Source organism: Streptomyces sp. Y2F8-2, assembly GCF_014905555.1.
Lineage (GTDB): Bacteria > Actinomycetota > Actinomycetes > Streptomycetales > Streptomycetaceae > Streptomyces > Streptomyces cynarae.
Genome location: NZ_BNGS01000013.1, coordinates 92047 through 104752, shown reverse-complemented (window position 1 = coordinate 104752; position 12706 = coordinate 92047). Strand labels below are relative to the sequence as shown.

The 12706-nt window shown below is 74.8% G+C and carries 13 protein-coding genes; 7 read left to right on the top strand and 6 right to left on the bottom strand.

Features of this window, described 5'->3' with window-relative positions; genetic code table 11:
- Positions 1–40: 40 nt before the first annotated feature.
- Genes SY2F82_RS34235 through SY2F82_RS34220 form a run of 4 tightly spaced genes read left to right on the top strand, consistent with a single transcriptional unit; the run spans position 41 to position 3916 of the window.
- On the top strand, positions 41–1063 hold the full coding sequence (locus SY2F82_RS34235; RefSeq protein WP_200422967.1) for an NAD-dependent epimerase/dehydratase family protein: 1023 nt from the start codon (positions 41–43) through the stop codon (positions 1061–1063).
- Positions 1060–2028 carry a glycosyltransferase family 9 protein gene (locus tag SY2F82_RS34230; RefSeq protein WP_200422966.1) on the top strand — a complete coding sequence of 323 codons (969 nt, stop codon included), beginning with the start codon at positions 1060–1062 and terminating at the stop codon, positions 2026–2028. Before SY2F82_RS34235 ends, SY2F82_RS34230 begins: the two co-directional genes overlap by 4 nt.
- 47 nt (positions 2029–2075) lie before the next feature.
- Positions 2076–2918 carry a glycosyltransferase gene (locus SY2F82_RS34225; RefSeq protein ID WP_200423125.1) on the top strand — a complete coding sequence of 281 codons (843 nt, stop codon included), beginning with the start codon at positions 2076–2078 and terminating at the stop codon, positions 2916–2918.
- Entirely contained in the window at positions 2915–3916 is a 1002-nt protein-coding gene (locus SY2F82_RS34220; protein ID WP_236041958.1) for a glycosyltransferase family 2 protein, read from the top strand. Before SY2F82_RS34225 ends, SY2F82_RS34220 begins: the two co-directional genes overlap by 4 nt.
- 63 nt (positions 3917–3979) lie before the next feature.
- Here the strand turns inward: SY2F82_RS34220 and SY2F82_RS34215 are convergent, their stop codons facing one another.
- The 3 genes from SY2F82_RS34215 to SY2F82_RS34205 all read right to left on the bottom strand — a co-directional run bounded on the left by SY2F82_RS34215 (position 3980) and on the right by SY2F82_RS34205 (position 6799).
- Entirely contained in the window at positions 3980–4174 is a 195-nt protein-coding gene (locus SY2F82_RS34215; RefSeq protein ID WP_200422965.1) for a DUF2795 domain-containing protein, read from the bottom strand.
- Between the two features lie 141 nt (positions 4175–4315).
- Positions 4316–5338 (bottom strand): cytochrome d ubiquinol oxidase subunit II, encoded by a 1023-nt coding sequence (locus SY2F82_RS34210; RefSeq protein WP_200422964.1) that lies wholly within the window; start codon positions 5336–5338, stop codon positions 4316–4318.
- Positions 5339–5386: 48 nt separating this feature from the next.
- The gene (locus SY2F82_RS34205; protein ID WP_200422963.1) at positions 5387–6799 is read right to left on the bottom strand and encodes a cytochrome ubiquinol oxidase subunit I; all 1413 of its coding nucleotides are present in this window, start codon (positions 6797–6799) and stop codon (positions 5387–5389) included.
- Between the two features lie 250 nt (positions 6800–7049).
- On the opposite strand from SY2F82_RS34205, the gene SY2F82_RS34200 reads away from it, so the two are divergent.
- The 3 genes from SY2F82_RS34200 (at position 7050) to SY2F82_RS34190 (ending at position 9222) form a co-directional block, all read left to right on the top strand.
- Entirely contained in the window at positions 7050–7220 is a 171-nt protein-coding gene (locus SY2F82_RS34200) for a hypothetical protein (protein WP_200422962.1), read from the top strand.
- A 13-nt stretch (positions 7221–7233) separates the two neighbouring features.
- Positions 7234–7551, top strand: a complete 318-nt coding sequence (locus SY2F82_RS34195; protein ID WP_200422961.1) for a DUF2795 domain-containing protein — start codon at positions 7234–7236, stop codon at positions 7549–7551.
- Between the two features lie 291 nt (positions 7552–7842).
- Positions 7843–9222 carry an MFS transporter gene (locus tag SY2F82_RS34190; RefSeq protein ID WP_200422960.1) on the top strand — a complete coding sequence of 460 codons (1380 nt, stop codon included), beginning with the start codon at positions 7843–7845 and terminating at the stop codon, positions 9220–9222.
- Between the two features lie 301 nt (positions 9223–9523).
- Here the strand turns inward: SY2F82_RS34190 and SY2F82_RS34185 are convergent, their stop codons facing one another.
- From SY2F82_RS34185 to SY2F82_RS34175, 3 genes are read right to left on the bottom strand one after another with little or no spacing between them, the layout of a single operon-like run.
- The gene (locus SY2F82_RS34185) at positions 9524–10573 is read right to left on the bottom strand and encodes a glycosyltransferase family 9 protein (protein WP_236041957.1); all 1050 of its coding nucleotides are present in this window, start codon (positions 10571–10573) and stop codon (positions 9524–9526) included.
- Positions 10570–11964, bottom strand: a complete 1395-nt coding sequence (gene rfaE2, locus SY2F82_RS34180; protein WP_200422959.1) for a D-glycero-beta-D-manno-heptose 1-phosphate adenylyltransferase — start codon at positions 11962–11964, stop codon at positions 10570–10572. The genes SY2F82_RS34185 and rfaE2 overlap by 4 nt, the downstream gene beginning before the upstream one ends.
- Positions 11961–12608: an SIS domain-containing protein gene (locus tag SY2F82_RS34175; RefSeq protein WP_200422958.1), complete on the bottom strand. Its 648-nt coding sequence runs from the start codon at positions 12606–12608 to the stop codon at positions 11961–11963. Before SY2F82_RS34175 ends, rfaE2 begins: the two co-directional genes overlap by 4 nt.
- Between the last annotated feature and the right edge of the window lie 98 nt (positions 12609–12706).

Below are 12706 nucleotides of genomic sequence, written 5' to 3'. Positions count from 1 at the left end.
GTCACCATCGGCGAAAGGAAGGCGGAAGGACCACGTGCTGATGACGCCGACGACCACGTTCTCCCCGCTGCCGACGGCCCGGCCCTTCTGGGGGCGCGCGGCGGTGACCGGAGGTGCTGGATTCCTCGGCTCACACCTGTGCGAACGTCTCCTGGACAGCGGGATCGACGTCGACTGCGTGGACGACCTGGTGTCGGGATCGGCGGCCGACATCGCCCATCTGACCGGCCGGCCGGGCTTCCGGTTCGTGGAGTGCGACATCGCGCGGCCCGAGAGCCGCGAAGCCCTCGCCGGCCCCTATGACGTGGTGCTGCACTTCGCCGGTCCCGCCTCCCCCGCCGACGCCCGGGACCGGGCCCTGGAGACGATCGCCGCCTGCGGCCTCGGCACGCGCAACGCGCTGGCCGTCGCCGACCGGGACGGCGCCCGCTTCCTGCTGGGCTCCTCCTGCCAGGTCTACGGCGATCCGGCGGTGCACCCGCAGCGGGAGGACTACTGGGGCGACGTCGACCCCGTGGGACCGCACAGCGCCTACGACGAGTCCAAGCGGTTCGCCGAGGCGCTCACCACCGCCCACGCGCGCGCCCGGGGCACCGACGCGGGAGTCGTACGGGTGTTCACCACCTATGGCCCCCGGATGCCGGCGGACGGCCGTCAGGCCCTCCCCGCCTTCATCCGGCAGGCACTGGCCGGGGAACCCGTCACCATCGAGGGCGACGGCACCCAGACCCGCTCCCTGTGCTATGTCGACGACACCGTCGACGGCATCCTGCGAGTCGCCGCCAGCCGGTCCGTGCGGCCCGTCAACATCGGCGGAGACGAGGAGACCACCGTCGAGGAGATCGCGCGCCGGGTGATCGCCCTCACCGGCTCCACCTCGCGCCTGGCCTTCGTCGACCGGGACCCGGGCGATCCCGCGGGGCGCCGGCCCGACACGACCCTCGCCCGCGAACTCTTCGGCTGGGTACCGAAGGTGACCTGGGAGGAAGGGCTCAAGCGGACCATCGCCGCCTGCACGGACAGGACCCCGGAAGAAGTGGCGCACGGGGGAGGGGCGCTGTGAAGGCGCTCGTCGTGCGGCTCGGCGGCTTCGGAGGCGTCCTGCTGACCGGTCCCGCCGTCCGAGCCGTCGCCACCCGGGCCGGCCACGTGACCGTCGTGTGCGGCGCCCGTGGTGCCCCCGCCGCCCGGCTGCTGCCCCATGCCGACGACGTCCTCGTGGCGGAGGACGCCCGGCAGGGCGCCGACCCGCCGGGCGAGGGCGAGGCGGACACCGACCGACTGCTGCGGCGCCTGCGCGAGGACTCCTACGACGTGGCGCTCGACCTCACCCCGTCGCACCGAAGCCCGCTGCCGGTCGAGCAACTGCTGCGCACGGCCCGGGTGCCCCGCGTCGGAGCCGTCGACCACGTCGACAGCCCGGCCCGGCGCCCGCAGGGCCGCCCCGACCACGCGGCCGAGGCGGCACTTCAGACGGCGGCCCGCCTGGGCTTCTCGCTCCGCGACGGGGACGACGGACGGCTGCGCGTGGTGCCGTCGCCCGACACCGCCGGCGTCACCGGCAACGGCCCCTACGTGGTGGTCCACCCCGGCGCCGGCACGCCGAACCGCGCCTGGGACCCGGACGGTTGCGCGGAGGCGGTCGCCCTGCTGGCCGACGCGGGCCATCGCGTCGTCGTCACCGGCGGCCCGCACGAGACCACCCTGACCCGGTACGTCAGCGGCGGCACGGCCGTGGACCTCGGCGGCCGCACGGACGCGCGAACCCTGGCCGGGGTGGTGCGGGCCGCCGACGTCGTCGTCACCGGCAGCACGGCCCCCGCCCAGCTCGCCGCCGCCACCGGCACCCCCGTCGTCTCGCTCCGCTCCCCGGTGGATCCACGCCGGGGGCCCTACGGAGTGCCCGGTGTGCTCCTCGGCGACGAGACCGGTCCCCGCGCGGAGGCGGGCGCCCGCCCGGGCCGCAACGGGGTCACGGCCCACGACGTGCTGCGCGGCGTACAGAAGCTGCTTCAGGAGGGCGCGTGAGGGACATCGACGCGCCCGAGTGGCACGCCTGCCGTGTCACCGTCGCCATGATCACCCGCGACCGCCGTGACAGCGTGCTGCGCACCCTGGACCGCCTGGCCGACCTGCCCGAGCGGCCCCCCGTCATCGTCGTGGACAACGGCTCCAGTGACACGACCGTGGCCGCCGTACGCGACCACCCACTGGGCGTGCGCGTCCTGGCCGCCGGACGCAACACCGGTGCGCTCGGCCGCAACCTCGCGGTACGGCACGCCGCCACGCCCTACGTCGCCTTCAGCGACGACGACTCCTGGTGGGCGCCGGGCGCCCTGGACACCGCCGCGGACGTCCTCGACGCCCACCCCCGGCTCGGCCTGCTGGCCGCCCGCACCCTGGTCGGCCCGGACGCCGCCGAGGACCCGCTGAACTCCGTACTCGCGCGCTCGCCGCTGCCGCCCGACCCCGACCTGCCGGGCCGCCCGGTGCTCGGCTTCCTCGCCTGCGCGGCGGTGGTCCGCCGCCGCGCCTTCCTCGAAGCAGGCGGCTACCACCGGGTGCTCTTCTTCGGGGGCGAGGAGACCCTGCTGGCCTACGACCTCGCGGCCCGCGGCTGGGGCGTCAGCTATGTGCCGTCGGTGACGGCCCATCACCACCCGGACCCCGGCGAACGCCCCGGCCGCTCAGCGGTCCAGCGGCGCAACGCCCTGCTCACCGCATGGCTCCGCCGGCCCGTCACAGTGGCACTGGGCCACACCGCCCGCCTCGCCGCGGCGGCCGCCCGCGGCGAGCGCGACGCCGCTGCGGCGCTGCGCGGCGCGATCGCCCGGCTCCCCGCGGCGCTCAGGGACCGCGAACCGCTGCCCGCCCGGATCGAGCACGCCGTCCGCCTGCTGGAGCGGGCCACCCCATGAGCACCGACGACCGAGGACGAGCGGACATGCCCCACGACCCCTCTCACGTGCCCGCCACGACACCCCGGAACGACACCGGCACCCCGCACGGCGACGACCTCCACCCCGACCCCCGGACCACGGTCGTCGTGATCACCCGGGACCGCCGCCCGGAACTGCTGCGCACCCTGCGGACCCTGCGGGACCTTCCCGAGCGGCCCCGGGTCGTCGTCACGGACAACGGATCCACCGACGGCACCGCGGACGCCGTCACCCGGCACTTCCCCGAGGTCCGGCTGCTGTGCCCCGGACGCAACCTGGGAGCGGTCGGCCGCAACCTGGCGGTGCGTCACGTACGGACGCCCTATGTGGCGTTCTGCGACGACGACACCTGGTGGGAACCGGGATCCCTGCGGCGGGCCGCGGACCTCCTCGACGCCCATCCCCAGCTCGCGGCCGTGACGGCCCGCATCGTGGTCGAGCCGTCGGGGGAGGAGGACCCCGTCGTCGCCGAACTGCGCGACTCACCCCTCAGGGGCCCCGACTGGCTGCCCGGCCCCGCCCTGGGGTCGTTCCTCGCCGCCGCGACCGTGATGCGCGTGGACGCCTTCAGGGCCGTGGGCGGATTCCACCCCGGACTGTGGCTGGGCGGCGAGGAGGAACTCCTCGCCACCGACCTGCTGCGCCGGGGCCACTGGCTCAGCTATGCACCGGAACTGACCATCCATCACGCCGCGTCCCAGGTACGGGACAGCACCGAACGGCGCGTCCTCGGACTGCGCAACACCCTCTGGTTCACCTGGCTGCGCCGCCCCTGGCCGTCTGCGCTGCGCCGCACCTGGTACCTGATGCGCACGGTCCCCCGGGACCGCGCGTCCCTGCGCGCGTTCGCGCGGGCGGTGGCCGGGCTTCCCTGGGTCCTTAAACAGCGCGATCCCGTGCCCGCCGATCTCGAGGCCGGCCTGGTCGCCCTGGAGGAGGCGAGGCGGACCTCCCCGGCCCGCAAGTACGTCGGCTGACCAGCGGCCGCACGCACCGCGGCCGGGGCACCTCGCCCCGGCCGCCGCACCTCCGAGATCGGATCACTCGTTCTCGAACACCGCCTTGCTCACCTCGGCCGGATTCTGGAACTTCTTCTTCCCGAGGTGATCGATGCGCTCGGTGATCTCCTTGGGAGCGCGGTTGTCCCGGGCGACCTTCTTGAGCTGCTCGGTGTCGGCCGGGTACTCCGCGCCGGACAGTGCTTTCTGCAGATCTGTGGGGCTGACACCCGCCATGGCTCCTCCAGGCGGTGAGACGTTCCGGTTGACACGGCGCCGCCAAAAGCGCCGGACCCCCGAGTACCCGGTGCCCGGCAGGGCCATGCGCGGGCCGGGCGCGCGATCCCCGCCGCGCCGCCACGGCCGGGGGAGTGGCTCTCAGGCGCCGCGCTCGCCGTCCCGTGCCGCGGGCGCGGGGCGGCGCTGGAAGAGCGAGTACAGCCACAGCAGCGACGGCACGAGCAGCAGCGCACCGGCCGCAAGGGCCGCGAGGCTCGCCCCCAGGACGGACGACTGCGAGGCGCTGTCACGCACGGTGACCGACGGGGGGAGCATCGCGGGGTACTGGGCGACCCCCCAGCTCCACAGGATCGCGGCGACCGCCGTGGCCGCCGTGACCCGTACCGACGTCAGCCTCGCCCGCATCAGCAGGGCCAGGCTGACCACGCCGAGCACCGCCGAGACCACCACCAGGGGCAGCGCCCGGTGCGTCAGGCCGTGGAAGAGCTGCGGCGCGTCCGCGTGCAGGACGGCGATCCCGGCCAGGGCCACCACACCCGTCACCACCCCCGTGACCAGGGCCCGGTGCCGGAAGTAGACCGCCAGGTCGTCCTCCCCGGTCCGCGCGGCATCCCCGCTCAGATACACCGCCGCCAAAAACGCGCAGGTCAGCACGGCCAGCACACCGCCCAGCGCGGAGGTGGGATTGAGCCAGCCGGTGACCAGGTTCCCCTTCGCCAGGCCGGGAGGCACGCGCCCCGAGGCCACTGCTCCGGCGACCGAGCCGAGGAAGTAGGGCGTGACGACCGAGGACAGCGCGAAGAAGCCGCCGAACAGTCGCTGCTGCCACACCTCCGTGCTGACCTTGCGGAACGCGAACGCGGCACCCCGGGCGATGATCCCGAGAGCCGTCAGGGTCAGCGGGATGTAGAGGGTGGACATCACCGCCGCGAACACCGGTGAGAACCCCGTCCACAGCATGACGACGACGAAGATCAGCCACACGTGGTTGGTCTCCCACACCGGGCCGATGCTGTGCTCGATGAGCCGTCGCGGCGGCCTGCCGCGCTCGCTGCCCCCGGCGAGCAGGTCCCACAGGCCCGCCCCGAAGTCGGCTCCGCCGAAGAGGGCGTAGCAGGTCAGGCCGACCCACATGGCGGCCAGGGCCGTGTTGGCGAGCATCAGCGTCCCCCCGTCACGGTGGTGCGGGTACGCAGCGAGGGCGAGCGGTCAGACAACGGGGTACTCCCGTACGTCGTGCTCCTGGGGAGCGAGCGGAACAGGCCGGTCGCGGGTCAGACGGCGCAGCACATAGACCGTGGCCACGGTCATCAACGCGTAGACGACGACCACCAGCCACAGCCCGGCCATCAGCCCGGGAGCCACGTTCACGGCGTCGTGGACGCGCAGCAGCCCCCACACGATCCACGGCTGACGCCCCTCCTCGGTCACCGTCCAGCCGCACTCGAGGGCGACCACCGCCGCCGGTCCGGTCAGGACACCGAGCGCCAGGAAGGCGCGCAGCGGGCGGCTCTCGCCCTCCAGCCAGGGGCCGCCACGGCGCCTGCGACGCAGCCCCAGCACGAGCAGCCACACACTCACCGCGAGCAGGAACAGGCCGCAGGCGACCATCAGGTCGAAGGCCAGGTGGACCCCGGTGACCGGGGGGCGCTGGTCGGGCGGCACCTCCTCGAGGCCCTTGATCACGGTGTTCGGGCTGTAGCCCACCAGCAGCGACAGCCCGTCGGGGATCTCCAGCCCGTAACGCAGGCCGCGCGGGCCCGCGATGCCGGCGATGGTCAGCGGCACGTGGTCACCGGTGCGGTAGACGCCCTCCATCGCGGCGAGCTTGACCGGCTGGTAGTGGGCGATGAAACGCGCCGCCCAGTCCCCGACGACCAACTGCACGGGAGTGACGATCGCGCCCAGGACCAGCGGGACGGTGAAGCCCAGCCGGTGGTAGCGGTCCCGGCGGCCGCGCAGCAGCGCCACCGCGTACACGCTGGAGGTCAGGAAGGCCGCGACCATCAGGGCCGCGAGGATCATGTGCGTGGTCTGCGGCGGGGTTGCCGGATTGAACATGGCCGCCCACGGGTCCACGTGCACCACCTTGCCGTCACGCAGCGTGAAACCGCGCGGCTGGTTCATCCAGGCGTTGGCGCACACCACGAAGAACGCCGACGCCACACCCGCGACCACGATCGGCACACCGGTCAGCAGATGGGTGCGCGGCGGCAGCCGGTCCCACGCGTACAGGTAGATGCCCAGGAAGATCGCCTCGATGAAGAAGGCGATCCCCTCCATGGCGAAGGGCAGGCCGATCACCTGGCCGTAGGTTCCCATCAGACCCGGCCACAGCAGGCCCATCTCGAAGCTGAGAATCGTGCCGGACACCGCGCCGACGGCGAAGAGCACCCCCATGGCGCGGGCCCAGCGGCGGGCGAGGAGACGGTACGAGGGGTCCCCGGTCCGCACACCCCGCCACTCCACGATCAAGGTCAGCAGCGGCAGGCCGACGCCGAGGCAGGCCAGCACGATGTGCCAGGCGAGGGAGAAGCCCATCTGGGCGCGGGCCGCGTCGAGATCTCCCGGGTTGACGACCGTGGCGGCCAGTGCTCGCGGCCCCGAGGCGACCGGTTGCATCGAACACGTCCTCTCTCACGCCGGGACCGTGCGCTCCCGTGGGTTCCCGCAGCGTCGCGGGGCATGCCGGACGGGAAGCAGGGCGTCGCGGCCCACAGGTCCCGCCCAGGTCAGCTTCGCGGCATGGTCCGCCGTATGTGCCGTGCGACACGCACGTGTGTGCTCCCGATCTTCAGGGTGTTCACGGCCTGGTCTCCCGGGTACTCGCCGTCGTTCAGGAAGCGAGAGGCGTATGTGAGGAATCGTCGCGATGACCGTTCCCGAGGGGAACCGGCAGAAGACCGAGACCACCGACGACGTGGTCATGGAACCGGCGGAGGAGAACGCCGGCAAGCCCGCGCCCACCGGCCCGTCCGGCCGCACCATGCGTGAGGCGATGGAGGAGGCGGGCATCCAGCGGGAGGACTACGAAGAGCAGTAGCAAGGAGGCCCCCATGGCGCACACCAATGTGCCGGAGGTGCTCGGCGCGCTGAAGGACGTCGACTTTCCGGCCGACAAGGACCAGTTGCTGACGGCGGCGCGCGCCGCCGGCGCCTCGGACGAGGTGGTCAAGGCGCTGCGCGGCATACCGCCCGAGGAGTACACCAGCCGGGAGGACGTGGCCCGGTCGGTCCGGGTGGACCCCGACTCCGACCTCGGGCACACCGCCGCACAGCGTGCCGAGCAGGCGCGCGAGGGCGGCAAACCCGGCCTGTCGCAGCACCTGCGGGACGTGCCGAAGACGCCGATCCAGGAGGAGCTGGAGGACTGACGTCACGGCGGCCGGCCACGGACGCTGTGAGCAAGTACACAGGAGCACCAAGTCCCCGACACGGTCGGGGACTTGGTGTGCGTTCGCCACCCCTTCCGGAGCCCGCGCCGACGACTCGCCGGTCCCGTCTGCCACGATGGTCGACGCCGTCCTTCCGGGACCCGCACCGCGGCTCACCGGCGGCACGGCACCCGCCAGATGCGGGGGAGCGACCGCGCAGCGCAGCCGGTGTACCGAGCTCCCGCCGATGTTCCGTGTGAGTCCCCCCGGGACCCCTCCCCGAAGATCACTGTGCCTTCTTCCCCTGTCGCTTCCGCGTCCCCTCATGCCCCCGTGCCGGCTGCTTCCGCGCCGGACGCCGTCCCGGCGGCCGAGTCCTCCTCGCCCTGGAGATCCCTGAAGTACCGCAGCATGCGCTGGTGGTCCCTGGCGAACTTCGTCTCGAACGCCGGCACCTGGATGCAGCTCACGGTGCAGAACCTGCTGGTCCTGAAGATCACCGGGTCCGCCGCCGCCACGGGTCTGTCGATCTCCGTGCAGGCCGCCCCGGCCCTCCTCGTGAGCCTCGCGGGCGGCGCCGCCGTCGACCGCTTGCCGAGGAAGCTGACCGCCGCCGTCAGCCAGGCGCTCCTCGGCGCCGTCGCCTTCACGACGGCCGTTCTCGTCGCGCTCGGCCGGCTCGACGTGCCCGTGCTGATGGTGCTGGCCGCCGTCACCGGCCTGATCGCCACCGTCGACGGGCCCGCGTGCGCGCTGCTGGGCAACGACCTCGTCCGCGAGGAGGACGTCCCCTCCGCGATCGGCGTGGGCTCACTGGTGCACAGCGCGGGCCGGCTCGTCGGTACGGCGCTCGCCGGTGTGGCGGTCGGCTTCTTCGGCACGGCCGCCGCGTACACCGCGAACGGGGTCTCCTTCCTGTTCGTCGCCTCCGTCATCCCCTTCCTCCGCCCGGCACCCGGCGCCGTACGGGCTCCCGCGCGGCGTGCGCCGGCCATCCCGGCCCAGCGCGGCAGCCGGCCCGCGGGCGGGGACATGACCGTGCGGCAGGGCCTGGCCTTCTTCGCGCGCCGCCCGCGGCTGGTCGCCCTCGCGGGCGTCACCGGGATCAGCGCGATCTTCGGACGCAACTACGGCCTCACCCTGGCCGTCCTCGTCACCGGTCCGCTCGCGGGCGGCGCCGGGGCGTTCGGCACGGTGTCCACCGTCCTCGCCGTCGGAGGCATCGTCGGTGCGGTCCTCGGTGCCCGGCTGCGTCGGCCCTCCGTGCGGGTCGTGGGCACGCTGGCCGCCGTGGGCGGACTCCTCCAGATCGTGGCGGGGCTCTCGCCGTCGCTCGCCGTGCTGCTGGTGCTGGTTCTGCCGATGGCCGTGGTGGAGTCCGTCTCCGACACCGCCGGGACCACCGTCCTGCAGACCGACCCGCCCCCCCACCTGCGCGGTCGCGTGCTCGGCGTCTGGAGGACCATCAGCACGGCGTGGGGCCTGGGCGGCCCGCCCGCGCTCGGCCTCCTCATGCAGGTGGCCGGAGCCCGCGGCGCCCTCGTCGTCGGCGGCGTGATCATCGCGGGAACGATCGGAGCGGGCTTCGCCCTGCGCCGGCGCCGGACCACCCCGGCGGTGGTGCTCCGCACGGAGGACCGCCGAGTACCGGAGCTGAGCACCGCGGCCTGAGCCGTCCGGGCGGCGGCCGGCCGCCGCCCGATGCCGGGCCGACCTCTGTGCCGTCGCCTGTTGCCGGCCTACTTTCCGCCGTGCCGCCGCCCGGGTCCCATGCCGGGCGGCGGCACGGCCGTCGCGCCGGATGGCGTCTGGGGCCGCCCGGGTCGACCGGAAGGGGAGGGGATCGCGCGTCACCTGACGGCGGAGCGATGCGGAGGGCTCGTGCGGAGGGCTCGTGCCTCCTTCGTCCGTCGCCCGTCGCCCGTCGGCCGGCACAGCCCTCAGGGGCCCTCCGGTCTGCCCTCGGCCTCCGTCAGCCGCGGGCGCGCAGGCCCGTCGTCAGTGCTCCCGGCACCTCGTGCCTCGCCCCACGGCCCGGCCCCGGCTCCAGCAGGCCGTGCACGGCCTCGGTGACCTCCGCCACCGTGATCCTCAGCAGCCGCTCGTCCGGCACCCTCCCGTGCGCGTCCCCGGGCCGTGGCGCATCGTCGCCCCCCGGATGCCACAGCACCCGGTGCCGTGCGTCGGCCGGCGGTCCCCACAGCCGAGGGGCGACCGGGCCGAACAGGACCACCGAGGGTGTGCCCAGCGCCGTGGCCAGATGCGCGAGCCCGGTGTCGCCGACCACCACGCAGCGGGCCCCGGCCACCAGCGCGGCCAGCCGGTCGAACGGCACGTCGCCGTCGCCTCCCACGACCGCCTCCGGCGGCAACCCCGCCCGAGCCGCCACATTCCGCGCCAGCGTGCCCTCCCCGGCGCCCGCGGTCACCACCACGTCGTACCCCGAGCGGCGCACCTCCCGCGCCACGGCCGCGAACCGCTCCGGCGGCCAGCACCGCGCGGCGGCGTCGGCCCCGGGGTGCACCACGACGGCACCGGGTGCGGGGGAGGGCGTCGCGGGCGCCGGGACCGACAGGTCCTCCGGGTCCGTCCGGACGCCGTACCAGGCGAGCAGACGGCACCACCGTTCCCGCTCGTGTTCGTCCTCCCGCCACACCGGACCGGGGATATCGGGGGTGCCCGGGTGCGCGTAGGCGAACAGCCGCCGCGGCCCCAGCCCCCGCAGCAGCAGATGGCTCGGTGGGCCGTTGCCGTGCAGATCGACCGCCAGATCGGGCGCCGGCCCGGCCCAGGCCAGCTCGGTGGGCACCGCCCGGCCGGGGGCGGAGGCGGGCAGCAGCCGGTCCACCAGGCCGGTCGCCGCGGCTGCCTGCTCCAGCCGTGCGGGCGCGGCCAGCACGATCTCGTGGCGGGGCAGATGCCGCCGCAGCGCCCGCAGCGCGGGCACCGCCGTCAGCAGATCGCCCAGCCCCAGCGCCCGCAGCACCAGGACCCGCGGCGAGTGCGCCTCGGCCGTCCTCACGACGGCGGCACCGGGGGCACGGCGGCCCGCGCCGCCCGGCGGGCCAGCAGGGTCGTGGAGCGGCCGTCGAGATAGGGCAGCACGACCGCCTGCCCGCCCCAGGCCCGCAGCGCCTCCGCCTCCGGCAGGTCCTGGACGGAGTAGTCGCCGCCCTTGACCCAGACATCCGGCTGCAATCGCTTCAGGACCGTCTCCGGGGTGTCCTCCTCGAAGACCGCGACGGCGTCCACGCTGCCGAGCGCCTCGAGGACCCGCACCCGGTCCGCCACCGTGTTCAGCGGGCGCCCCGGCCCCTTCAGACGGGCGACCGAGGAGTCGGAGTTGAGGCACACGATGAGGCAGTCGCCGATGCGCCGCGCGCTCTCGAGCAGGCCCACGTGCCCCGCGTGCAGCAGGTCGAAGCAGCCGCCGGTGGCCACCACGGTGCCGCCGCGCGCGCGGACCCGCTCGGCGACCGCGAAGGCGTCGGTGCGGGGGGTCTGCGCCGGGGGAGGGGGCGAGGTCCGCCACAGTGCCGGGTTCCCGGCCCCGCCCGCCGAGACGAACGCGGCGGCCTCCGCGACGCCCCGCTGCAGGGCCTCCTCCGGCAGCGCACCGTCCGCCAGCGCCGCCGCCGTCGTGGCCGCGAAGCAGTCGCCCGCGCCGCAGGGGTCCCCGCTCGCCCGGTACGGCGGCGGCACCAGCATCGGCGTGCCGTTGCCCGGCCTGGCCAGCAGCGCCCCGCGATCCCCGAGGGTCACGGCGACACCGGCCGCCTGCCAGCGCTCCGCGAGCCGAGCGGCCCGGTCGGCGTACGCGCGCAGCGAGTCGCCGTCGCCGGGGCACAGGGCGGATGCCTCCGCCGCGTTCGGGGTGACCAGTCGCGCCCCCGGCACCGGAGTGTCGCCCCGGGGGTGGGGGTCCCACACCAGCGGTGTGCGCGGCACGACGGCCGCCAGATGCTCCCGCACGGCACCGGCCGTGTGCCGCCCGTAGTCGGCGACCAGCACGGCGTGCGCCTGCGCGAGCGCCTCGCGCACCGCGGCGTCCGGCTCGCCGGGCGTGCCGCCGCCCCGGTCGATCCGCACCAGGGGCCGGCCGCTCGCCAGCACCCGCGTCTTCACCGGCAGGCTGCCCTTCAGCGGGATCTCCACCAGCCGCACCCGGCCGCGCAGATCACGGCGTACGGCCTCGCTGGCCGAGTCGTCGCCGAGCGCGGTCACCAGCACCACCTCACGCCCGCCGCGGGCCGCCAGCGCGGCGGCCAGTCCCGCGCCACCGGGATGACGCCGGTCCTCGGTGACGTCGACGACCGGCGCGGGGGCGTCCGGGGACAGCCGGGTGGCGACACCTTCGATGTCCTCGTCGAGCAGGACGTCCCCGACGACCACGAGCGGAGCCCGCCCCGTCACGACGCCCTCCCGTGCGCTCCGACCGTACGTGGCGCGGCGGTGGGCCGGGTGGCGGCGCCGAGCGCCGCGTCGAAGCTCTCGCAGAGCAGGTGCACGGCCACCAGATGGGCCTCCTGAACGGTCGCGGTGTTGCCGACGTCGATGCACAGGGCCTCGTCGGCCGCCTCCGCCAGCGGGTTCGGGCCAGGCCCGGTGAGCGCCCAGACGCGCAGCCCGGCCGCCCGGCCGGTCACGGCCGCGCTGATCAGGTTGGCGCTGCGGCCGGAGGTGGACAGCAGCACGAGCACGTCACCCGGGCGGCCGTGTGCGGCCACCTGCCGGGCGTAGACCTGGTCGAAGCCGTAGTCGTTGCCGATCGCGGTCACGCTGGAGGTCTCCGCGTGCAGTGAGATCGCCGAGTAGGCCGGCCGTTCCTGCCGGTAACGGCCCACGAGTTCGGCGGTCAGATGCTGGGCCTGGGCGGCGCTGCCGCCGTTGCCCGCGGCCAGCAGCCGTCCGCCGGCTGAGAGGACGATCGCGAGCCGGCCGCCCCACTCCGCGATCCGGTGCAGGCCGTCCCGGCGCAGGCGGACGAGCGCCTGCTCCAGTGAACGGCAGTGCAGGTGCGCGGCATCGAGTGCAAGAGATGCAGAAGAATCGGTCATGTTGATCGGGCGTACCGCGTCACGGGGACGGCGGCCGGACCCGCACCTCCTTCGGACGTCGGAGCTCCGCGGTGGGTCGGGAACGCTGTCGAGGGCCG